The 21050-nt window shown below is 71.5% G+C and carries 17 protein-coding genes and 1 tRNA gene; 11 read left to right on the plus strand and 7 right to left on the minus strand.

Features of this window, described 5'->3' with window-relative positions:
* The first annotated feature begins 27 nt into the window (after nt 1–27).
* From ACZ7OY_RS16770 to ACZ7OY_RS16785, 4 genes are all read left to right on the plus strand, one after another.
* Nucleotides 28–576 carry a DUF501 domain-containing protein gene (locus tag ACZ7OY_RS16770; protein ID WP_351608034.1) on the plus strand — a complete coding sequence of 183 codons (549 nt, stop codon included), beginning with the start codon at nt 28–30 and terminating at the stop codon, nt 574–576.
* Complete coding sequence (locus tag ACZ7OY_RS16775) at nt 573–1514, plus strand: Ppx/GppA phosphatase family protein (protein WP_471912054.1); 942 nt, start codon at nt 573–575, stop codon at nt 1512–1514. Before ACZ7OY_RS16770 ends, ACZ7OY_RS16775 begins: the two co-directional genes overlap by 4 nt.
* A 454-nt stretch (nt 1515–1968) precedes the next feature.
* Nucleotides 1969–3351, plus strand: coding sequence for an NAD(P)/FAD-dependent oxidoreductase (locus ACZ7OY_RS16780; RefSeq protein ID WP_471912055.1), 1383 nt, complete (start codon nt 1969–1971; stop codon nt 3349–3351).
* Between the two features lie 203 nt (nt 3352–3554).
* On the plus strand, nt 3555–4844 hold the full coding sequence (locus ACZ7OY_RS16785; protein ID WP_471912056.1) for a class I SAM-dependent methyltransferase: 1290 nt from the start codon (nt 3555–3557) through the stop codon (nt 4842–4844).
* Between the two features lie 130 nt (nt 4845–4974).
* Here ACZ7OY_RS16785 and ACZ7OY_RS16790 read toward each other — a convergent pair whose 3' ends face one another.
* Both ACZ7OY_RS16790 and ACZ7OY_RS16795 read right to left on the minus strand, forming a co-directional pair.
* Entirely contained in the window at nt 4975–7503 is a 2529-nt protein-coding gene (locus ACZ7OY_RS16790) for an ABC transporter permease (protein ID WP_471912057.1), read from the minus strand.
* Between the two features lie 132 nt (nt 7504–7635).
* A complete protein-coding gene (locus ACZ7OY_RS16795) occupies nt 7636–8436 on the minus strand; it encodes an ABC transporter ATP-binding protein (RefSeq protein ID WP_471912058.1) in 801 nt (266 codons plus the stop codon).
* Between the two features lie 428 nt (nt 8437–8864).
* Here ACZ7OY_RS16795 and ACZ7OY_RS16800 point away from each other — a divergent pair.
* From ACZ7OY_RS16800 to ACZ7OY_RS16810, 3 genes are all read left to right on the plus strand, one after another.
* A tRNA-Leu gene (locus ACZ7OY_RS16800) sits at nt 8865–8947 on the plus strand.
* A gap of 192 nt (nt 8948–9139) precedes the next feature.
* Nucleotides 9140–10315, plus strand: coding sequence for a 4-hydroxybenzoate 3-monooxygenase (locus ACZ7OY_RS16805; RefSeq protein ID WP_471912059.1), 1176 nt, complete (start codon nt 9140–9142; stop codon nt 10313–10315).
* Between the two features lie 215 nt (nt 10316–10530).
* Nucleotides 10531–11439 (plus strand): Bax inhibitor-1/YccA family protein, encoded by a 909-nt coding sequence (locus ACZ7OY_RS16810; protein WP_471912060.1) that lies wholly within the window; start codon nt 10531–10533, stop codon nt 11437–11439.
* Between the two features lie 175 nt (nt 11440–11614).
* Here the strand turns inward: ACZ7OY_RS16810 and ACZ7OY_RS16815 are convergent, their stop codons facing one another.
* On the minus strand, nt 11615–11845 hold the full coding sequence (locus tag ACZ7OY_RS16815) for a DUF4287 domain-containing protein (protein ID WP_152890507.1): 231 nt from the start codon (nt 11843–11845) through the stop codon (nt 11615–11617).
* A gap of 103 nt (nt 11846–11948) precedes the next feature.
* Between ACZ7OY_RS16815 and ACZ7OY_RS16820 the strand changes: the two genes are divergently transcribed.
* The gene (locus tag ACZ7OY_RS16820) at nt 11949–12260 is read left to right on the plus strand and encodes a hypothetical protein (protein ID WP_351618607.1); all 312 of its coding nucleotides are present in this window, start codon (nt 11949–11951) and stop codon (nt 12258–12260) included.
* A gap of 43 nt (nt 12261–12303) precedes the next feature.
* Here the strand turns inward: ACZ7OY_RS16820 and ACZ7OY_RS16825 are convergent, their stop codons facing one another.
* From ACZ7OY_RS16825 to ACZ7OY_RS16835, 3 genes are all read right to left on the minus strand, one after another.
* Nucleotides 12304–13086 carry a hypothetical protein gene (locus ACZ7OY_RS16825; RefSeq protein ID WP_471912108.1) on the minus strand — a complete coding sequence of 261 codons (783 nt, stop codon included), beginning with the start codon at nt 13084–13086 and terminating at the stop codon, nt 12304–12306.
* Between the two features lie 364 nt (nt 13087–13450).
* The gene (locus ACZ7OY_RS16830) at nt 13451–14671 is read right to left on the minus strand and encodes an acetyl-CoA C-acetyltransferase (protein ID WP_471912061.1); all 1221 of its coding nucleotides are present in this window, start codon (nt 14669–14671) and stop codon (nt 13451–13453) included.
* Between the two features lie 133 nt (nt 14672–14804).
* On the minus strand, nt 14805–15860 hold the full coding sequence (locus tag ACZ7OY_RS16835; protein WP_471912062.1) for an SGNH/GDSL hydrolase family protein: 1056 nt from the start codon (nt 15858–15860) through the stop codon (nt 14805–14807).
* A gap of 149 nt (nt 15861–16009) precedes the next feature.
* On the opposite strand from ACZ7OY_RS16835, the gene ACZ7OY_RS16840 reads away from it, so the two are divergent.
* Nucleotides 16010–17398, plus strand: a complete 1389-nt coding sequence (locus ACZ7OY_RS16840) for a cystathionine beta-synthase (protein ID WP_471912063.1) — start codon at nt 16010–16012, stop codon at nt 17396–17398.
* Between the two features lie 411 nt (nt 17399–17809).
* Here ACZ7OY_RS16840 and ACZ7OY_RS16845 read toward each other — a convergent pair whose 3' ends face one another.
* Complete coding sequence (locus ACZ7OY_RS16845; protein ID WP_471912109.1) at nt 17810–18232, minus strand: hypothetical protein; 423 nt, start codon at nt 18230–18232, stop codon at nt 17810–17812.
* Between the two features lie 313 nt (nt 18233–18545).
* Between ACZ7OY_RS16845 and ACZ7OY_RS16850 the strand changes: the two genes are divergently transcribed.
* The gene (locus ACZ7OY_RS16850) at nt 18546–20066 is read left to right on the plus strand and encodes an aromatic amino acid ammonia-lyase (RefSeq protein WP_471912064.1); all 1521 of its coding nucleotides are present in this window, start codon (nt 18546–18548) and stop codon (nt 20064–20066) included.
* On the plus strand, nt 20066–20950 hold the full coding sequence (locus ACZ7OY_RS16855) for a MurR/RpiR family transcriptional regulator (protein ID WP_384727313.1): 885 nt from the start codon (nt 20066–20068) through the stop codon (nt 20948–20950). The genes ACZ7OY_RS16850 and ACZ7OY_RS16855 overlap by 1 nt, the downstream gene beginning before the upstream one ends.
* The last annotated feature ends 100 nt before the right edge of the window (nt 20951–21050 follow it).

The following is a 21050-nucleotide window of genomic DNA, read 5'->3' on the forward strand; positions in this document are numbered from 1 at the left end:
GATAGCAGAAAGACAAGCTCAGGACAGATGGAAACGCCCCCGCCGACCACTCCTCGCACCGAGCCCACCGACGCGGACGTCGAGGCCTTCAAGCAGCAGCTCGGGCGGCCGCCGCGCGGGCTGCGCGCCATCGCGCACCGGTGCCCCTGCGGCCAGCCGGACGTCGTGGAGACGGCCCCCCGGCTGCCCGACGGCACGCCCTTCCCGACGCTGTACTACCTGACGTGCCCGAAGGCGAACTCCGCGATCGGCACGCTGGAGGCGAACGGCGTGATGAAGGAGATGACCGACCGGCTCGCGACCGACCCCGAACTGGCCGCCGCCTACCGCGGCGCGCACGAGGACTACATCCGCCGGCGCGACGAGATCGAGGAGCTGACGGGCTTCCCGAGCGCCGGCGGCATGCCGGACCGGGTGAAGTGCCTGCATGTCCTGGTCGCGCACTCGCTGGCGGCCGGTCCGGGCGTGAACCCGCTCGGCGACGAGGCGCTCGCGATGCTGCCGGAGTGGTGGCGCAAGGGCGCCTGTGTCGTCCCGGCCGGGGAGTGCGGGAAGTCCGCGGAGGGCGACCAGTGACCCGGGTGGCCGCGATCGACTGCGGCACGAACTCCATCCGGCTGCTGGTGGCCGACGCCGACCCCGAGACGGGCGAACTCGTCGACCTGGACCGCCGGATGACCATCGTCCGGCTCGGCCAGGGTGTGGACCGCACCGGCCGGCTCGCCCCCGAGGCGCTGGCGCGCACCTTCGCCGCCTGCCGTGAATACGCGGACGTCATCAAGGAGTTCGGTGCCGAGCGGCTGCGCTTCGTCGCCACCTCCGCCTCCCGGGACGCCGAGAACCGGGACGAGTTCGTGCGCGGGGTGCTGGACATCCTCGGCGTCGAGCCCGAGGTCATCTCCGGCGACCAGGAGGCCGCGTTCTCCTTCACCGGCGCCACCAAGGAGCTGATGGGCCGTGAGGACCTGGCCCGGCCCTATCTGGTGGTGGACATCGGCGGCGGCTCGACCGAGTTCGTCGTCGGCGGCGAGCAGGTGGACGCCGCGCGCTCGGTCGACGTCGGCTGCGTACGGATGACCGAACGGCATCTGGTCGTGGACGGGGAGATCACCGACCCGCCGACGGCCGGTCAGATCGCGGCGATGCGCGCCGACATCGAGGCGGCCCTAGACCTCGCCGAGCGGACGGTCCCGCTGCGCCGGGCGCACACCCTGGTCGGTCTCGCCGGTTCCGTCACCACCGTGTCGGCGATCGCGCAGGACCTGCCCGCCTACGACTCGGCGGCCATCCATCACTCCCGGGTCTCCCACGACCGGGTCCGCGAGATCACCGACCGGCTGCTGCGCTCCGCGCACGCCGAGCGCGCGGCGATCCCCTCGATGCACCCGGGCCGGGTCGACGTGATCGGGGCGGGCGCCCTCGTGCTGCTCTCGATCATGGAGCGGATCGGGGCCGAGGAGGTCGTGGTGAGCGAGCACGACATCCTCGACGGCATCGCCTGGTCGATCGCCTAGCCGCTCACGGAGCCGTTCGCGGGGCCCGGCTCGCACTCTGCTGAGCAGGCAGGAAGTGCGTTTGAGCGCGGCGGAGGGGTCCTGTCGGGCCCCTCCGCGAGTCCTCGCCGGAAACCTTCGTGAAGTTCTTCACAAGGAATTCGGTCCTGTCGGGGTACGGAACGGGGTCGGTTGGCCCTTCCGGGGTCCCCGCGTCTGTGTGAACATGTTCAAAAGAGGCGTGCGGGGACGTTTCGCGGAGATGTCGGGCGCGCGTCCTCCGGAGTCCTGGACACCCCTCTTCCGGCCAGGAGGAGCAGCTCACGCGGCATTGACAACGCCCTTTGGGATACACGGGTTCCCGCTCCGCGCCATGATGTGGATCACTCGGGTCGCGGAGGATAACACACCCCCTGTCGGAGCTTGTGAAGGGGCGCACGAGCGACCCCCTGGGGGCGGGTGGATACTCGATGCCATGAGCACCACGGAGCGTCCCAGGATCCTCGTAGTAGGCGGTGGGTACGTAGGCCTGTACGCAGCTCGGCGTATCCAGAAGAAGATGCGCTACGGCGAGGCGACCGTCACGGTCGTCGACCCCCGGTCGTACATGACCTACCAGCCCTTCCTCCCCGAAACCGCCGCCGGCAGCATCTCCCCGCGTCACGTCGTCGTCCCGCTGCGACGCGTGCTGCCCAAGGCGGAGGTCCTCACCGGCCGGGTCACCACCATCGATCAGGACCGCAAGGTCGCCACGATCGCCCCGCTGGTCGGCGAGGCGTACGAGCTGCCCTTCGACTACCTGGTCGTCGCCCTCGGCGCGGTCTCCCGCACCTTCCCGATCCCCGGCCTGGCCGAACAGGGCATCGGCATGAAGGGCGTCGAGGAGGCCATCGGCCTGCGCAACCACGTCCTCGAGCAGCTCGACAAGGCCGACTCCACCACCGACGAGGAGATCCGCCGCAAGGCGCTCACCTTCGTCTTCATCGGCGGCGGCTTCGCCGGTGCGGAGACCATCGGTGAGGTCGAGGACATGGCCCGCGACGCGGCCAAGTACTACAAGACGGTGTCCCGCGAGGACATGCGCTTCATCCTCGTCGACGCCGCCGACAAGATCCTTCCCGAGGTCGGCCCCAAGCTCGGCCAGTACGGCAAGGCGCACCTGGAGGGCCGCGGGGTCGAGATCTACCTCTCCACCTCCATGGACTCCTGCGTCGACGGCCACGTGGTGCTGAAGAACGGCCTCGAGGTCGACTCCAACACGATCGTGTGGACGGCCGGCGTCAAGCCGAACCCGGCGCTGGCCCGTTACGGCCTGCCGCTGGGCCCGCGCGGCCACGTCGACTGCGCGCCCACCCTCCAGGTCCAGGGCACCGACTACATCTGGGCCGCGGGCGACAACGCCCAGGTGCCGGACATGGCCGCCCGCAAGGCCGGTGTGGAGAACGCCTGGTGCCCGCCGAACGCCCAGCACGCGCTGCGTCAGGCGAAGGTCCTCGGCGACAACGTGGTGGCCGGCATGCGGGGCTTCCCGCAGAAGGAGTACGCCCACTCCAACAAGGGCGCGGTGGCGGGCCTCGGCCTCCACAAGGGCGTCGCGATGATCGTCATGGGCAAGATGAAGATCAAGCTCAAGGGCCGTCTCGCCTGGTACATGCACCGTGGCTACCACGGTATGGCCATGCCGACCTGGAACCGCAAGATCCGTGTCTTCGCCGACTGGACGCTCGCGATGTTCCTCAAGCGCGAGGTCGTCGCGCTCGGCGCGCTGGAGACCCCGCGCGAGGAGTTCTACGAGGCCGCCAAGCCGGCCCCGGTGGCCGCCGCGCCGAAGACCGAGAAGACCGAGGCGAAGGCCTGACCTCCGGTCACTGATCCACCCCGAAGGGGCCGTCCGCCATCCGTGGTGCGGGCGGCCCCTTCGGCATGTCCGGATCCGGCGCGGGCAATCCCGTACCGCCATCCGTGGGGTGCGGCATGGTGACGGCCGGGGAATGACTCGATGGTGCACGATCGTTGCTCTGAGCGAACCGGTGGGCCAATTCCTTCATGGAGGTGTGCGCCATGGCCGACGCCGCGCTGCGGCTGGAGAGCCTTTTCGGACAGTTGCTGGGAGTACCGCTTCCCGTGCGCGTTCGCGCCTGGGACGGTTCGCAGGCGGGCCCGCCGGGCACGCCGACACTGATCGTGCGCAACCGGCGCGCACTGCGCCGACTGTTGTTCAAGCCCGGCGAGTTGGGCCTGGCCCGCGCCTGGGTCTCGGGGGACCTGGACATCGAGGGCGACCTGTACAGCGCCCTGAGGCTGCTGTCGGGCCTGTTCTGGGAGCGCGGCGACGACGCCAGGACCCTCGCCCAGGCCCTGCGCGACCCGGACGTGCGCGCCGCCGTCCGAGGTCTGGTCAGACTCGCCGGACCCCCGCTGCCGCCCGCCCCGCCCCGGGAGGAGATCCGCAGGCCCCGTGGGCACCTGCACACCCGGCGCACCGACCGCCGCGCCATCAGCCACCACTACGACGTCGGCAACGACTTCTACGAGCTGGTCCTCGGCCCGTCGATGGTCTACTCGTGCGCCTACTGGGACGACGGCGGCACGCTCCAGGACGCCCAGCGCGACAAGCTCGAACTCGTCTGCCGCAAGCTCGGCCTGAAACCGGGGATGCGCCTGCTCGACGTCGGCTGCGGCTGGGGTTCCATGGCCGTCCACGCGGCCCGCGAGCACGGGGTGCGGGTCGTCGGCATCACCCTCTCCCAGGAGCAGGCCACGTTCGCCCGCAAGCGCGTCGCCGACGAGGGGCTGACGGACCGGGTGGAGATCCGGGTCCAGGACTACCGGGACGTCCGCGACGGCCCCTACGACGCGATCTCCTCCATCGGCATGGCCGAACACGTCGGCGCCGAACGCTATCTGGAGTACGCCGAGAGCCTCCACGCCCTGCTCCGGCCCGGCGGGCGGCTCCTCAACCACCAGATCGCCCGGCGTCCGCACCATGACGAATCGGCCTACCGGGTGGACGAGTTCATCGACGCCTACGTCTTCCCGGACGGCGAGCTCGCCCCGATCGGCACCACCGTCACCCAGCTGGAACGGGCCGGTTTCGAGGTGCGTGACGTCGAGTCGATCCGCGAGCACTACGCCCTCACCCTGCGCGAGTGGGTCGCCAACCTGGAGGCCGACTGGGCCCGGGCGGTGCAGCTGAGCGGTCCGGGCCGCGCCCGCGTCTGGCGGCTGTACATGGCGGCCTCCGCGGTGTCCTTCGAACGCAACCACATCGGCGTCAACCAGGTCCTGGCGGTACGCACCCCCGAGTCCGGCACCTCCGCGATGCCGCTCAGGGCCCGCACCTGGAACTGAGCCGGACGCGCCAGGGGCCCCGTCCCCAGGGCCTGTCCGACCATTCGCGCCTGCCCCGCCCTCCGGGCGGACGACGGGAACGGTCGGACAGGCCCTGCTTGGACGGGGCCCCTGTGCCGTGGCGGGACGCCTACTCGGACTTGATGGCCGTCAGCATGTTCAGCCGGGCCGCCCGCCGGGCCGGCCACAGCGCCGCAAGGACGCCGACCGTAGCGGCCAGCAGCAGGAACAGCGCCATCCGCGCCCACGGCAGGACCAGCTCGTACGTCGTCATCTTCGTGCCCAGCAGCTCACCGGCCGCCCAGCCGAAGAACACGCCCAGACCGATGCCGAGCACGCCGCCGAAGAGGGAGATCACCAGGGACTCCAGGCGGACCATCCGCTTGATGTTGCGGCGGTCGAGGCCGATCGCGCGCAGCATCCCGATCTCCTGGGAGCGCTCGAAGACCGACATGGCCAGGGTGTTGACGACACCGAGGACGGCGACGATCACCGCCATGGCGAGCAGGCCGTAGAGCATGTTCAGCACCAGCGTGAACATGCTCGCGATGCTGTTGGAGATGTCCTGCTTGCTCTGCACCTTGATGCCGGGGTTGGAGCCGAGCGCCTTCTCCAGCTTGTCCTTGGTGGCGTCGGAGGCGCCGCCGGACGTCTTCACCATGACCTGCATGTCGGTCACGTGCGACTGGTGCGGGGCGAGCGTGGCGTTGTCGAGCATGATGCCGCGCATCATCTCGTTGGCCTCGTAGACCCCGGCCACGGTCAGCTGCTGCTGCTTGCCGTCCTCGTAGTTGACGGTGAAGGACGACCCCGCCTTCCAGTGGTGCGACTTGGCCGTACGGTCGTCGACGACGACCCGGGTGCCGCCGACCTCGAACGCGCCGCCGTCCAGGGTCAGCGCGGTCAGCTCGCCGATGGCGGAGCCGTCGACGCCGGTCAGGTACTCGGACATGCCGTCGATGCGCGAGGGCGCGTTGCGCAGCGGGCTGGTGGCGGTCACCCCCGCGGTCGTCCTCAGCTTCTTGTCGACGTCCGTGGACAGGGAGTTGCCGTTCGCCATCGACACCACGTAGTCGGCCTTGATCGCGGCCGCCGCCATCTTGTCGATCGAGTGCTGGAGGCTGCCCGCCACGACCGTCATACCGGTGATGAGGGTCAGCCCGATCATCAGCGCGGAGGCCGTCGCGGCGGTACGGCGCGGGTTGCGCACCGAGTTCTGGCGGGCCAGCTTGCCCGCCACGCCGAACGCGCGCAGCGCCGGGGCCGTGGCCGCGATCAGCGGCCGCGACAGCAGCGGCGTCAGCACGAACACGCCGATGATCAGGAGCACCGCGCCGAGCCCCATCGGGGCCTGGCCGTCCGAGCCGTTCATCGTCGTGGCCGCCAGGACCACCGCGACGCCCGCGGCCGAGAACAGCGCGCCGATCGTGTTGCGCAGCACCAGCGACCGGGTGGTCGCCTTCGCGTGCAGGCTGCTCATCGCGGCGACCGGCGGGATCTTCGCGGCCCGGCGGCCCGGCAGCCAGGCGGCGAGCATGGTGATGACCACGCCGACCACCAGGGCCGCGACGACGGTGTCGGGGGAGACGACCAGCGGCCCGTCGGGGACGGTCGCGCCGAGCGCGCCAAGCAGCGAGCGCAGCCCGGCCCCGATGCCGATGCCCGCGACCAGCCCGGTCGCCCCGGCCACCGCGCCGACCACGAACGCCTCGATCAGCACGGACCGGGTGACCTGGCGGCGGGAGGCGCCGACGGCGCGCAGCAGGGCCAGTTCCTTGGTGCGCTGGGCGACCAGCATGGTGAAGGTGTTGGCGATGATGAACGTGCCGACGAACAGCGCGATGCCGGCGAACACCAGCAGCCCCTGCTTCAGCCCGCTCATCGACGCGGTGATCATCTCGGCCTGGTCGGCGGCGAGCTTCTCGCCGGTGACGGTCTCGGTGCGGTCCGCGGGCAGCGCCTTGTCCAGCTCGGCCGCCAGCGCCGACTGGCCGGTGCCGGCCTTCGCGGTCACGTCGATCTCGTCGTACGTGCCGGGCTTGCCGAACAGCTGCTGGGCGGTCGTCGTGTCGAACAGGGCGAGGCTGCCGCCGGCCGCGACATTGCCGTCGTCGGTGGTGAAGATGCCGGTGATCCTCGGGGTCAGCACCGGGCCGTCGACGGAGATGCGGACGGTGTCGCCGACCCGGTAGCCGGCCCGCTTCGCGGTCGCGGAGTCGATCAGGACCTCGCCCTCGCCGCTCGGGGCGCGGCCGCCGACGAGCGGGTACCGGGGGTCCTTCGTCCCCGAGTAGTTCCCGCCCTGCGACTGGAAGCCGCCGCCGATGAGCTTGCCGTCCTTGTCGGCGATCGCGGTGAAGCCGTTGACGACGCCGACCGCGGACGCGGCGCCCGGCACCCGCGCGCTGGCGTCGAGCAGCGCCTGGGTCAGCTCGGGCGCCTTGCCGACCGTGTCACCGGAGCCCTTCTGCCACTTGGGCTGCACGGCCACGTCGACCCGGTCGAAGCCCTTGGCGGAGCTCTTCTGCAACGCGTTGGAGAGGGTGTTGGTGAAGACCAGGGTCCCCGACACGAACGCCACGCCGAGCATCACGGCGAGCACGGTCATCAGGAGCCGGGCCTTGTGCGCGAGTACGTTGCGCAAGGCGGTACGGAACATGGGTTGTCTCAGTCCAGGGGTACGAGGGTGAGGAAGCGTCGGGAGGCGCCGGGCCTGTCGTCCGGATCGGCCCGGCGGCCCGCGGCGCGGGTCATGGGCGGCCCGAGCCGGACGAGAGGTCCTGGGCCGGCGTCAGCCCGCCCGGCTTCCGGTGTCGGAGCCGGCGGCCTGGCGGTTTCCGCCGGGGAGGCTGCGCATGAGGTCGAGCACCGAGTCCGCGGTGGGCTCGTACACCTCGTCGACGATCCGCCCGTCCGCCAGGAACACCACCCGGTCCGCGTACGCCGCGGCCACCGGGTCGTGGGTCACCATCACCACCGTCTGCCCCATCTCCCGCACCGAGTTGCGCAGGAAGCCCAGCACCTCGGCGCCGGAGCGCGAGTCGAGGTTGCCGGTCGGCTCGTCGCCGAAGACGATGTCCGGCCGGGAGGCCAGCGCACGGGCGACGGCGACCCGCTGCTGCTGTCCGCCGGAGAGCTGGGAGGGCCGGTGGCCGAGCCGGTCGGCGAGCCCCACCATCCGGATCACCGAGTCCAGCCACTCCTTGTCGGGCCTGCGGCCGGCGATGTCCATCGGGAGCGTGATGTTCTCCAGCGCCGACAGCGTCGGCAGCAGGTTGAACGCCTGGAAGATGAAGCCGATCTTGTCCCGCCGCAACTTGGTGAGCTGCTTGTCCTTCAGGGAGCCCAGCTCGGTCTCGCCGATGCGCACCGAGCCGCTGCTGAAGGTGTCGAGACCGGCCACGCAGTGCATCAGGGTGGACTTGCCGGAGCCGGACGGCCCCATGATCGCGGTGAACTCGGCCTGCCGGAAGTCGACGGAGACCCGGTCGAGGGCGACCACCTGGGTCTCGCCCTGTCCGTAGATCTTCGACAGCTCCGTGGCGCGCGCTGCCACGGCGGTGCTCCGGCCGGCGACGGGGGTGGTGGTCACGGGAAGGGTGCTCCTTGCAGGGGAAGACGATGGTCCGGGGTCACGGGTTCCGGGGATCCGGATCCGGGTTCTGGGGATACACACCATCGTCGGGGCCGCCGGGCGCGGTGGAGTCAGCCGCTGTTCCGGTTCCGGGGGCAGACTTCCGGCGGACCACACCGCGCGCAGTCATACCTGGGGATGACGGCCGACCCTGAGGGCGCTGACGTGGATAACAGGTGGGGCACCCTTGTTCGGGCGGTGAAATTCCGTCATTCCGCATACGCGCCCGGGCTGCGCACGCGAGGCTATTGGCAAGTGCGGATGGCCAGTTCCGCATGCTGATGATCCCTCAGGCATCAATAAAATAAGACAACATCGGTTCGCCCGGCGGCTGTTCGAGGGGTGCACCCCGATAGGCTCGGGGTCTCGACGCGGAGCCATGGCCTGCCCGGATGGTGGAACGCAGACACGGCGAGCTTAAACCTCGCTGCCCCTCGCGGGCGTACCGGTTCGAGTCCGGTTCCGGGCATCTCCGACGTCGATCGCCTCCCTGCGCCGTCCGCGCCGAGGTGGTTCTCCCCCGTACGGCCGTTGACAGCGGGTGTCCGCGCGCGCAGACTCACGCCCACAAGGTGAAGAAAATTTCACCACGCGAACAAGCGCCAACAAGCGTGAACGAGCGCGAACGAGCGCAACAGGCCCCGTCCGAAGGGAACGTCCGATGCGCACCACCGTCGGGATCATCGGCGCCGGTCCGGCCGGCCTCCTCCTCGCCCGGCTGCTGCACGGGGCCGGCATCGACTCGGTCGTCCTGGAGAGCCGCGACCGGGCCTATGTCGAACAGCGGCAGCGGGCCGGGATCCTGGAGCAGGGGACGGTGGACGTGCTGCGCGCGGCCGGGGCCGGGGAACGCATGGACCGCGAGGGCCTGCCGCACGACGGCATCGAACTGCGGTTCGCCGGAAGGCGTCACCGGGTGGACTTCCCCGCCCTCACCGGCGGCCGCTCGGTGATGGTCTACGCCCAGACCGAGGTCTGCAAGGACCTCATCGCCCTGCGGCTGCGGGACGGCGGCCCGCTGCTGTTCGAGGCGGAGGCCCTCGCGGTGGAGGGCGCCGCCACCGACAGCCCGCGCGTCCGCTTCCGGCACGAGGGCGCCGAGGACGTCCTGGAGTGCGACTACGTCGTCGGCTGCGACGGCTTCTGGGGGGTCGCCAGGACGGCGATCCCGGCCGAGCTCACCCGGGTCTTCGAGCGGACGTACCCCTTCGGCTGGCTCGGCATCCTCGCCGACGTCGCCCCCTCCCACGACGAACTCGTCTACGCCCGCCACGACCGTGGCTTCGCCCTGCTGTCCATGCGCTCCCCGTCCGTCTCCCGGCTCTACCTCCAGGTGCCCGAGGGGACGGACGCCGCGGCGTGGAGCGACGACGAGATCTGGAGCGAACTGGACCGGCGCCTGGAGACCGACGACGGCTTCACGCTCCGGCGGGGGGCCGTCACCCAGAAATCCGTCACCCCCATGCGCTCCTACGTCCACGAGCCCATGCGGTACGGCCGGCTCTTCCTGGCCGGGGACGCCGCCCACATCGTGCCGCCGACCGGGGCCAAGGGGCTGAATCTCGCCATCGGCGACGTGGTCACCTTCGCGCGTGCCCTGGCCCATCGCAAGGAGACCGGCTCGGCGGAGCTCCTCGACGCCTACTCGGCCACCTGTCTGCGCCGGGTCTGGCAGGCCGAGCGGTTCTCCTACGACATGACCACGATGCTGCACCGCATCCCCGGCGCCACCCCCTTCGAGGACCGCCTCCAGCTGGCCCGGCTGGAGCGGATCGCCGGCTCGCGCGCGGCGGAGACCGACCTGGCCGAGGGCTACACCGGGTTTCCGTTCGGGTGAACGCCCGTGTCCGCGGAACGGCTGATCTCCGACCGGTTCCGGGCGTGTAGCAGCTTGGTCATGAATGCCGCCCTCCGCCCCTGGGAATCAAGGTTCCGCGTAGCGTGTTGCGCAGCACGACGAGGGAAAGATCCTCCCCAAGCACTAGGGTCAATCCTTTGCCTACCTATTACTCTTGAGCCAAGGCCCACGCAGAGTGGCCATGGAGGAGTGAAATGAGGAGCAGAAACCCGGTCTTCTCGCGACGGGGGTTCAGCCGCGACAACGGCTACGCGGGCTTCAACACCGCGCCGCAGGCCGGGGGACCCGCAGTCGGCACGCAGGCGAACCCGTACGCGCAGGGCAATCCGTACGCCCAGCCGTCCGGCAACCCCTACGCGCAGAACCCGTACGCCCAGCAGGACCTTCAGCACGGCGCGCCCCAGGCCCCGGTCACCACCGGCCGGATGACGATGGACGACGTCGTCATGCGCACCGCGAGTACGCTCGGCCTGCTGATCGTGACGGCCGCGCTCTCCTGGGCGCTGCTGCCGGTCGACGACGCCAACATCGGCCGCTCGTACGGCATCGGTATCGGCGCCGCGCTGGTGGCGATGGTGCTGGCGTTCGTGCAGTCCTTCAAGCGCAAGGCGTCGCCGGCCCTCATCCTGACCTACGCGGGTCTCGAGGGTGTCTTCCTCGGAGTCGTCTCCAGCATCGTCGACAACCGCATCGCCAGCGGTGCGGCCATGCAGGCCGTGCTCGGCACGATGGCGGTCTTCGCCGGTGTGCTGGTCGCCTACAAGGCGGGCTGGATCCGCGTCAACCGCCGCTTCTACGGCTTCGTGATGGCGGCCACGCTCGGCTTCGTCCTGCTCATGATGGTGAACCTGCTGTTCGCGGTCTTCGGCGGCGGTGACGGCCTCGGCTTCCGCAGCGGCGGCCTCGGCATCATGTTCGGCATCATCGGCATCATCCTCGGCGCCTGCTTCCTCGCCATCGACTTCAAGCAGGTCGAGGACGGCATCGCCTACGGCGCCCCGCGCGAGGAGGCCTGGCTGGCCGCCTTCGGCGTCACGGTGACGCTGGTGTGGATCTACATGGAGTTCCTGCGACTCATCGCGATCCTCAACAGCAACGACTAGCCGATCGGCCGCGACACGTGATCGCGGACCGAGCGCGGAAGGGCCCCGGGTTCCCCCGGGGCCCTTCGTCGTGTCCTGCGTGCTTGCGCGGCCGGGACCTGCCCGAACGCCTGTCGGCTGCTTTCTCCTGCGACTTGATCGCTGCTTTCCTGCGAACTGATCCGCCGGACAGGCCCTAGAGCAGCTTGCGCGCGGCCCTCCTCAGGTCGTACTCGTGGACGATCGCCTTGGCGTGCCCGTACGCCAGGTCGTACTCGTGACGCAGCCAGCTGACCTTCTCCTCGAAGCGGAAGAGGGACGGGCCTTCGTCGACGGTGCGCAGCCAGTCGGAGACTTCACGACCGGTGCAGTGGGGGATGCGGGCGAGCATGTTGCGATGGGTCTCCTCGGAGAGGACGTGGGACATCGGCGCCTCCGGACGCAATGGGGTGTAAGCCGGTCCTTCACGTCACCGTGCCTGAGCGTTGGCGCGTTGGCAACAGTGCCGGTACGGCGCGTAGTCTCGCGACGTGGTTGATACGACGCCCCTGACCCGTGCAGTGGATCACTTCGCCGACCTTCTGCGGGCCGCGCCCCAGAGCCGGTTGCAGCGCAGCGCCGCCGCCGCGGCGCTGGAACTGGCCCGCGAGTTCGCGCGGCGCACCCAGAGCGTGGAGGAACCGGGCACCGAGCCGAGGGAGATGCCGGACGCCGGGATGTTCGCCGTCGCCGATCAGATCACCGTCGCCGGGCACGATCTGGCGGTCGTGCTGCGCAGCGAGGCCGAAGTCGCCGACGCGGTGGGACTGGTGGAGGAGGCGCAGAGCCGGGCGGGCGTGTGAGTCCGGCCCGGCGCCGAGGACGGCCCGTGGCCGTGACGGTTCCTCAGAGGGACGCTATGACGCGGTCGGCCAGGATGTAGACGGTCTCCTCGCCGCAGGCGAAGGTCAGGGTGTAGGCGCCCGAGATGCCCGAGCCGCCGAGCAGGACCGGCACCTCGCCCGCGCGCAGCGCGGCGGCCAGGCGCTCCGCGGTCTCGCGGTGCCCCGGGGTCATGCACAGGGTCGTACCGTCGGCGAACACATAGACGTCGAGGGTGCCCAGCGGCCCCGGACGGACGTCCGTCAGTTCGACGCCGGAGGAGGCCAGTTCCTCCAGGGTGGCGACCGTGCGCTCGTGGTCGTTCACGACCGGGGACTGCACCGGTACGAAGTCGGGGTGCGAGGGGTGCCGGCGGCGGGCCGCGGCCAGTTCGGGGGACTCCCCGGCGAACTCGTCCGCGTCGGCGCCCGGCTCGGCCACCGGTTCGAGGGACTCCAGGCCCGCGAAGTCGCTCTGCCGGGGCAGGAACAGCTCGCTGTCCGGCAGGCCCAGCAGGGAGGGGGCGTCGGAGCCGTCACGGGCCTCCTGGGCCGCCCAGAAGGCGCGCGCCTCGGCCAGTTCGCGCTCCCGCTCCTCGGCGAGCGCCTCGGCGACGGCCGCGCGTATCTCATTCGCGTCGGCGGCGTGCCGGGCGGCGGGGACGAGACCCCGGGCCGCGGTCGCGTTGCCCCGCGCGATCTCGGTGTGCAGGGCCGTCACCTGCCGGCGCAGCACCATCAGGGTGCGCAGGACGGCGACGCCCACGGCGCCAGTGGCGGCCGTGGTGAGCAGCAGGGCGATCGGCATGGCGCTCACTGACGTACTCCCGGTTCAAAGTCGACCCCCGACTTCCTACATCAGCTTGAAGGGCGGACCATCCAGCTGTCAGTGCGTAACGTCACGAAAGGGGCAGGATTCTGCTCCTGGGGTTTCCTGGCGGAACGGCCCTGACCTGCGGAGATGCCTCACCTGAGCGAGATAGGTCACATCCTGGGTGAGATTGGATCACAAAACGGCCCAGAACCCGGGCGGTTTCCGGGTTCCGGGCCGATGCATGACGCTGGGTCGAACGGCGGCTACCGACAGCTCGCCGAGGCTCTTGTGCGGCGCGTGTTCCGGCGCACGATCCGGCGTGAACCGGTCGCCGGCCGGGCGTGCGTCGGACGCGGTGTCAGCTGAGGCGCTCGATGACCATGGCCATGCCCTGGCCGCCGCCGACGCACATGGTCTCCAGGCCGAACTGCTTGTCGTGGAACTGGAGGGAGTTGATCAGCGTGCCGGTGATCCGGGCGCCGGTCATGCCGAAGGGGTGGCCCACGGCGATGGCGCCGCCGTTGACGTTCACCTTGTCGAGGTCGAAGCCGAGGTCGCGGTAGGAGGGGATCACCTGGGCGGCGAACGCCTCGTTGATCTCGACCAGGTCGATGTCGGCGGAGGTCAGCCCGGCCCGGCGCAGCGCCTGGTTGGAGGCCTCGACCGGACCCAGGCCCATGATCTCGGGAGACAGGCCCGAGACGCCGGTGGAGACGATGCGGGCGAGCGGGGTCAGGCCGAGCTCGCGGGCCTTGGTGTCGGACATGATGACGAGCGCGGCGGCGCCGTCGTTGAGCGGGCAGCAGTTGCCCGCGGTGACCAGGCCGTCGGGGCGGAAGACCGGCTTGAGGCCCTGGACGGCCTCCAGGGTGACGCCCGCGCGCGGGCCGTCGTCCTTGCTGACGACCGTGCCGTCGGGCAGCGTCACCGGGGTGATCTCGCGCTCCCAGAAGCCGTTCTTGATGGCTTCCTCGGCGAGGTTCTGCGAGCGGACGCCGAACTCGTCCATGTCCTGGCGGGTGACGCCCTTCCAGCGGGCGAGGTTCTCCGCGGTCTGGCCCATCGCGATGTACGCGTCCGGGACGATGCCGTCCTCGCGCGGGTCGTGCCAGGTCGTGCCCTCCTGCTGGGCGACGGCCTCGGTGCGGGCCTCGGCCTCGGCGAAGAAGGGGTTGTGCGTCTCCGGCAGGCTGTCGGAGTTGCCCTTCACGAACCGGGAGACCATCTCGACACCGGCCGAGATGAAGACGTCGCCCTCGCCGGCCTTGATCGCGTGCAGCGCCATGCGGCTCGTCTGGAGCGACGAGGAGCAGTAACGGGTGACCGTGCAGCCGGGCAGGTGGTCCATGCCCATCTGGACGGCGACGATACGGCCGAGGTTGTTGCCCTGCTCGCCGCCGGGCAGACCGCAGCCGAGCATCAGGTCGTCGATGTCCCGGGGGTCCAGCTCCGGAACCTTGGCGAGGGCCGCCTGGATGATCGTGGCGGTGAGGTCGTCCGGGCGCAGGTCCTTCAGGGAGCCCTTGAAAGCGCGGCCGATGGGGGAGCGGGCGGTCGAGACGATGACGGCTTCGGGCATCACGGCTCCAGAGACGGGACGGCAAGGCGGACTGTCTGGGAAGTTACCCGTACGTATGGTTCAGGTCACGTGGGTTGCGATGTGACCCTGGCCGCAGTTTCCAAGCGCTTGCTTTCTCTGAGGTCAGCCGGGGTCAGCCGGGGTCGCCGAGGGGTGTCCGGGGGCGCCCCGGGGTGTCGACGGGGGCCGGGGCCGTCTCCGGGACGCGCCGCCGCCTGCGGCGCTTGAGCAGGGCCCAGGGGCCCCGCGGGCCCGTCGGCATCGCGGCCGTGACCTCCGTACCGGCCTCGGACGCGGCCTCGGCCGCGGCGCGGGCCACCGGCAGGAAGCCCTCGCGGCGGGAGGCATCGGGACGCTCCTCCTCCGCGGGCCACAGCCCCAGCGCGGCACAGACCGTCGGCAGCAGCGCCATCGCGGCCGTGGCGTACCCCTCCGCGGAGGGGTGGTAGTTGTCGGGGCCGAACAGCTCGCGCGGGTTCGCCGCGAACTCGGGGCCCAGCAGGTCGCCCAGCGACACCGTCCGGCCCCCCTGCTCGACCGTCCCGATCGTCTGCGCCGCCGCCAGCTGGCGGGAGGCCCGCCGGGCCAGCCAGCGCAGCGGCTGCTGCACCGGCTCGATCGTGCCCAGGTCGGGGCAGGTGCCGACGACCACCTCCGCGCCCGCCGTGCGCAGCCGCCGTACCGCCGAGGACAGATGGCGCACCGAACGGGTCGGCGGCATCCGGTGGGTCACGTCGTTCGCGCCGATCATGAGCACGCAGATGTCGGGGACCTCGTCCGGCCCCGCGAGGACGAGCCCCACCTGGCGGTCCAGATCGTCCGACTGGGCGCCGGGCGCCGCCACGTTGCGCAGCACCACCGGGCGTTCCGCGACCGCCGACAGCCCCGCGGCGAGCAGCGCGCCCGGTGTCTGGCCGGCCCGGTGGACACCCTGGCCCGCGGCCGTGGAGTCGCCCAGCATGGTCAGGCGCAGGGGGGCCTCGCCGGGGATGTCGTAGACATGGCCGTAGCGGCCCTCCGCGCTCGGTACGTGGGGGCGCACACCGTTGCCCACATGGCGCCGGGCCAGCTGGACCTCCGCCAGCAGCAGACCGACGGCCGCCGCACCGGCCAGGCCGATGCCGCCGCCGCCGTACGCGGCCCCGGCCGCGATACGGCGGGCCACTCGCGCCCTCGACATGCTCGTCATGTCTCGCCGCCACCTCCTCGTAGCCGTACAACCACTCCTTGCCCCGTACAGGGCGTCGGCCAATCGCAACCTGGAGTGAACGTCCGCGCCGGGCCGTAGGCTGGCTGAACCACTTCGACCACATCTGTTGCAAGCGACCGGAGACAACGGTGCAATTCCACGACTCGATGATCAGCCTCGTCGGCAACACCCCGCTGGTGAGGCTCAACAACGTGACCGAGGGCATCCAGGCGACCGTCCTGGCCAAGGTGGAGTACTTCAACCCGGGCGGATCCGTGAAGGACCGCATCGCCCTGCGCATGATCGAGGCGGCGGAGAAGAGCGGCGAGCTCAAGCCCGGCGGCACCATCGTCGAGCCCACCAGCGGCAACACCGGTGTGGGGCTCGCGATCGTGGCGCAGCAGAAGGGGTACAAGTGCATCTTCGTGTGCCCCGACAAGGTGTCCACGGACAAGATCAACGTGCTGCGCGCGTACGGCGCCGAGGTGGTCGTGTGCCCGACCGCCGTGGACCCCGAGCACCCGGACTCGTACTACAACGTCTCCGACCGTCTGGTGCGCGAGACGCCGGGCGCCTGGAAGCCCGACCAGTACTCCAACCCCAACAACCCGCTCTCCCACTATCACTCGACCGGCCCCGAGCTGTGGGAGCAGACGGAGGGGCGGATCACCCACTTCGTGGCGGGTGTGGGCACCGGCGGCACCATCTCCGGCACCGGGCGCTACCTCAAGGACGCCAGTGACGGCCGGGTCCAGGTGATCGGCGCCGACCCCGAGGGGTCCGTGTACTCCGGCGGCTCCGGGCGCCCGTACCTCGTCGAGGGCGTCGGCGAGGACTTCTGGCCCACCGCCTACGACCGGACCGTCGCCGACGAGATCGTCGCCGTCTCCGACAAGGACTCCTTCCAGATGACCCGCCGGCTGGCCAAGGAGGAGGGCCTGCTGGTGGGCGGCTCCTGCGGCATGGCCGTGGTCGCCGCGCTGCGCGTCGCCGAGCGGCTCGGCCCGGACGACGTCGTGGTCGTCCTGCTCCCCGACAGCGGGCGCGGCTACCTCAGCAAGATCTTCAACGACGAGTGGATGGCCGACTACGGCTTCCTGGAGGACTCCGGCCCGAGCGCCCGGGTCGCCGACGTGCTCAGCCACAAGGCGGGCGGCACCATCCCCTCCCTCGTCCACATGCACCCCGACGAGACCGTGGGCGAGGCCATCGAGGTGCTGCGCGAGTACGGCGTCTCGCAGATGCCGATCGTGAAGCCGGGCGCCGGTCACCCCGACGTCATGGCCGCCGAGGTCGTGGGGTCCGTGGTGGAGCGGGAACTGCTCGACGCGCTGTTCACCCAGCGTGCCTCGCTGGAGGACCCGCTGGAGAAGCACATGTCCGCCCCGCTGCCGCAGGTCGGCTCCGGCGAGCCGGTCGGGGACCTGATGTCCGTGCTGGGCCGTGCGGACGCGGCGATCGTCCTCGTCGAGGGCAAGCCGACCGGTGTGGTCAGCCGCCAGGACCTGCTGTCCTTCCTCGCCAAGGGCGGGAACTAGCAGACCTGCGGTGAACAGCCGGGATGTGCGGCGGACCCCCGGTCGGACGCCCGGGCGGACCCCCGGGCGTCCCGCCGGGAGGGCGGACTTCGCGGAAGTGGTACGAGCGTGTCACGTACACGCAGCACACGCTTAACACGAGTCCGGCACATTGAGGGGTGTCGGCAGGGCGGGAGCGGCTCCCCGCCCCGGCCGGCACCAAAACGGCGTCAAGGACCTCCGGAGCGGCTCCCGGACCTCCACCGACGCCAAGGACGCGAACGCCCGGCCTGACCCGGCACGCGTCCCTCGCGGGGACCGCCGTCGTCCCGCCCCCCGGCAACGGGGGTGCGGCGGTCCCCGCGCGCAGCCTTTTCCGGCCGGGTGCCGGCCCGAGATCCCCGCCCTTGCGCGCCCGCGCCCGCGTTCCGGTCAGTTCTCCCAGTCGCCGTCCCCGGACGCCCGGCGGCGGCCGAAGAGGCCGGGGTTCGTGCGGACGGCCTGGACGGCGTTGACGCCGACGATGCCGATCCAGGACACGATCAGGCCGGGCAGATGCGCGGTGCCCGCACCGATCGCGGACAGCGGGACCGCCAGCACCAGCGAGACGATGCCGAAGCCGAAGCGCTCGCCCCACGAGTCCGTGGGCCTCGGGGAGCGGGAGTTGCGGGCCACGGTCATCTGCGCCTCGGCCAGATGACGGCGCACCCGGCGTTCGACCGCGCCGTCGATGCGCTGGTCGACCTTCTCCAGGAAGGAGTCGACCAGTGCGGACTCGTACTCCTCGCCCAGTTCCCTGCGGGCGTGCAGGGTGGCGTCGAGTTCCTTCTTGAGGTCGGCGTCCCGCGCGTCCATGATCGTCTCCATTCCCGTCATGGGACTCACGCTAGGCAGCGGGCGGCCCCGGCGCACTGGGGATAGCCCCCGTCTTCCGCCCCGGCCCGCGCCCCGGCCCGCGCCTCGGTCCCGGACCGGGGCGCGGGGCGGGGCGGTCCGTCGAGCCGGATCATGAGACGTGCCTTGCCCGGCTGTATATCGTCATGCAGAGTTCTAGGTGTCTGAATAGGTCGTCCATGCCTGGCCATGCCCGGGTGCCGGTCCGCGGTGACCGGGGGCCGGCAGGAGAGATCCGGTGTCCGGATCGAGGGTTGAGGGGAGCTCGGGTCCTATGTCGTCTCGGACCGTGGACGCGCCGGACGCGCATGCGGTGCACCCCGGGCCTGCGGGTCTCGTGGTCCTCGACGGGACCGGCCTCGGCGTCGACGACGTCGTCCGCCTCGCCGACGGGAGCGCACGGCCGGTCCCGGCGGGCGAGGCGCTGCGGCGGGCCGAGGAGTCCTGGGACGCCGCCCGGCGGATCGCGGCGACGGGTCGCGTGTACGGCCGCTCCACCGGCGTCGGCGCGAACCGGAACGAGACCGTGCCCACCGAGGCCGCCGCGGGCCACGGCATGCGCCTGCTGCGCAGCCACGCCGGTGCCATAGGCGAGGAACTGCCGGCCCGGCAGGTGCGGGCGATGCTCGCCGTACGGGCCAACCAGCTGCTGGCGGGCGGCGCCGGACTGCGCCCCGGCGTCGTGACGGCGCTGTGCGAGGCGCTGGAGGGCGGCGCCCACCCGGTCGTCAACGAGTTCGGCTCGGTCGGCACCGGCGACATCGCGCCGCTGGCCCAGCTCGGGCTGGCCCTCGCCGGGGAACACCCGTGGCGCGGCCCGGGCGCGCCCGCCCCCCAGCCCCTCGACAACAACGACGCGCTGGCCCTGATCAGCAGCAACGCCCTCACCCTCGGCCAGTCGGCGCTCGCCCTGCACGAGCTGCGCGGGCTGATCGAGGCCACCCAGGTGGTCGCCGGGCTGTCCCTGCTCGCGGTCGACGGCTCCCACGAGGCGTACGCCGCCCCCGTGCACGCGGCCCGTCCGCACCGGGGAACGGGCGAGGTCGCCCGCCGGATGCGGAAGCTGATCGGCGCCGAGGACCGGCCGGCGCCGCCGCTCGGCCGGATCCAGGACCCGTACGGCTTCCGCTGCCTGCCGCAGATCCACGGACCCGCGCAGGACGCGGCCGACGCGCTGGAGGAGGTGCTCGCGATCGAGCTCAACTCGGCCGCGGAGAACCCCCTCATCTCCCCCGACGGCATGGCCGCCTACCACCACGGCGGCTTCTACATGGCCCAGCTCGTCCTCGCGCTCGACCACTTCCGGCTGGCGGTGACCCAGGTGGCCCGGCTGTCGACGTCCCGGCTGTCCAGCCTCAACGAGCCCGCCTTCACCCGGCTCAAGCCCTTCCTCGCCGACCAGGAACCCGCCTCGTCCGGGGTGATGATCCTGGAGTACGCGGCCGGGGCCGCCCTCGGTGAGCTGCGCGCCTGCTCGGCGCCGGCCTCGCTCGGCCACGCCGTACTGTCCCGGGGCGTCGAGGAGCAGGCGAGCTTCGCCTCGCTCGCCGCCCGCCAGACACTGCGTGCGTGCGACGCGTACCGTCTCGTCGTGGGCTGCGAACTCGTCGCCGCGGTAAGGGCGTTGCGGCTGCGCGACCTGCGGCCCGAACCAGGGCTCCCGGTGGGCCGGGCGCTGGCGATCGCCGAGTCGGTGCTCGACGAGGACATGGCCGACCGGCCGCTCACCCGGGACGTGACGGCCGCGGCCCGGCTGCTCGACCGGTTCACGCAGATCTGGAGGGAGAGCGAGTGATGACCGCGGACACGAGCGCGGACACGGGCGCGGACAGGGACACCGGCGGACCGGACAGCCCCGCCGCACGGCTCCAGGCGCTCTTCGAGGGGCACCGGCTGACGCCGACCCAGCGGCGCATCGCGCACAGCATGGTGCGGCGGGCCGCCGACGTGCCGTTCCTGTCCAGCGTGGAGCTCGCCGAACTGGCCGGGGTCAGCCAGCCCTCCGTCACCCGCTTCGCCGTCGCCCTCGGCTTCGACGGCTACCCCGCCCTGCGCCGCCATCTGCGCGAGGTCGCGCCGGCGGAACAGCCGGGAGGCGTCCGGGCGTACAACGAGTACCAGCAGGCCGTCGAGGCGGAGATCGAGAACCTGCGGCACCTCGCGGAGGTGCTCGCGGACCCGCGGCCGGTGCAGCGGGCGGGCCGGCTGCTGGCCGCCAGTAGGCCGCTGCCGGTGCTCGGGCTGCGCGCCGCCGCGTCCCAGGCCTACGGCTTCGCGTACTTCGCCGCCAAGGTCCACCCGGACGTACGGCTGGTCCACGAGGGCGGCACGATGATCCACGACCGGATCGACGCCGCCGTACGGGCCGGTGCCTCGGCCCTGCTCTGCTTCGCGCTGCCGCGGCACCCCCGCGAGGTCCTGGACACCCTCGCCTATGCGAAGGAGGCCGGGCTGACCGTCGTGACCGTCGCCGACTCCGCGTTCGCGCCCGTGGCCAAGGTCTCCGACCTGCTGCTGCCCGCCGCGGTCGGCACCGGGCTCGCCTTCGACACCGCGTGCGCGCCGATGCTGCTCGGACGGGTGCTGCTGGAGGCCATGTGCGACGACCTGCCCGACGCGCAGACCCGCCTGGAGGAGTTCGACGCGCGGGCGGCGGCGCGGGGGCTGTTCGTGGAGTGAGCCGCGGGCCGGGTTCTTCGCCGCGTCGAGGCGGGGGCACCCGGCGGTGCTCTCAGATTCGTCTCACGTTCGCTCGCTAGCGTGTGCGCACTTGCAGGAC

The sequence above is a fragment of the Streptomyces sp. NPDC107559 genome (assembly GCF_055657365.1).

Bases quoted from the DNA above. Each gene is read 5' to 3' on its own strand.
- ACZ7OY_RS16855 (WP_384727313.1), top strand. From the start codon at position 20,066: ATGACCGCGGACACGAGCGCGGACACGGGCGCGGACAGGGACACCGGC.
- ACZ7OY_RS16810 (WP_471912060.1), top strand. From the start codon at position 10,531: ATGAGGAGCAGAAACCCGGTCTTCTCGCGACGGGGGTTCAGCCGCGAC.
- ACZ7OY_RS16850 (WP_471912064.1), top strand. From the start codon at position 18,546: ATGTCGTCTCGGACCGTGGACGCGCCGGACGCGCATGCGGTGCACCCC.
- ACZ7OY_RS16780 (WP_471912055.1), top strand. From the start codon at position 1,969: ATGAGCACCACGGAGCGTCCCAGGATCCTCGTAGTAGGCGGTGGGTAC.
- ACZ7OY_RS16815 (WP_152890507.1), bottom strand. From the start codon at position 11,845: ATGTCCCACGTCCTCTCCGAGGAGACCCATCGCAACATGCTCGCCCGC.
- ACZ7OY_RS16790 (WP_471912057.1), bottom strand. From the start codon at position 7,503: ATGTTCCGTACCGCCTTGCGCAACGTACTCGCGCACAAGGCCCGGCTC.
- ACZ7OY_RS16770 (WP_351608034.1), top strand. From the start codon at position 28: ATGGAAACGCCCCCGCCGACCACTCCTCGCACCGAGCCCACCGACGCG.
- ACZ7OY_RS16785 (WP_471912056.1), top strand. From the start codon at position 3,555: ATGGCCGACGCCGCGCTGCGGCTGGAGAGCCTTTTCGGACAGTTGCTG.
- ACZ7OY_RS16830 (WP_471912061.1), bottom strand. From the start codon at position 14,671: ATGCCCGAAGCCGTCATCGTCTCGACCGCCCGCTCCCCCATCGGCCGC.
- ACZ7OY_RS16825 (WP_471912108.1), bottom strand. From the start codon at position 13,086: ATGCCGATCGCCCTGCTGCTCACCACGGCCGCCACTGGCGCCGTGGGC.
- ACZ7OY_RS16805 (WP_471912059.1), top strand. From the start codon at position 9,140: ATGCGCACCACCGTCGGGATCATCGGCGCCGGTCCGGCCGGCCTCCTC.
- ACZ7OY_RS16845 (WP_471912109.1), bottom strand. From the start codon at position 18,232: ATGGACGCGCGGGACGCCGACCTCAAGAAGGAACTCGACGCCACCCTG.
- ACZ7OY_RS16835 (WP_471912062.1), bottom strand. From the start codon at position 15,860: ATGACGAGCATGTCGAGGGCGCGAGTGGCCCGCCGTATCGCGGCCGGG.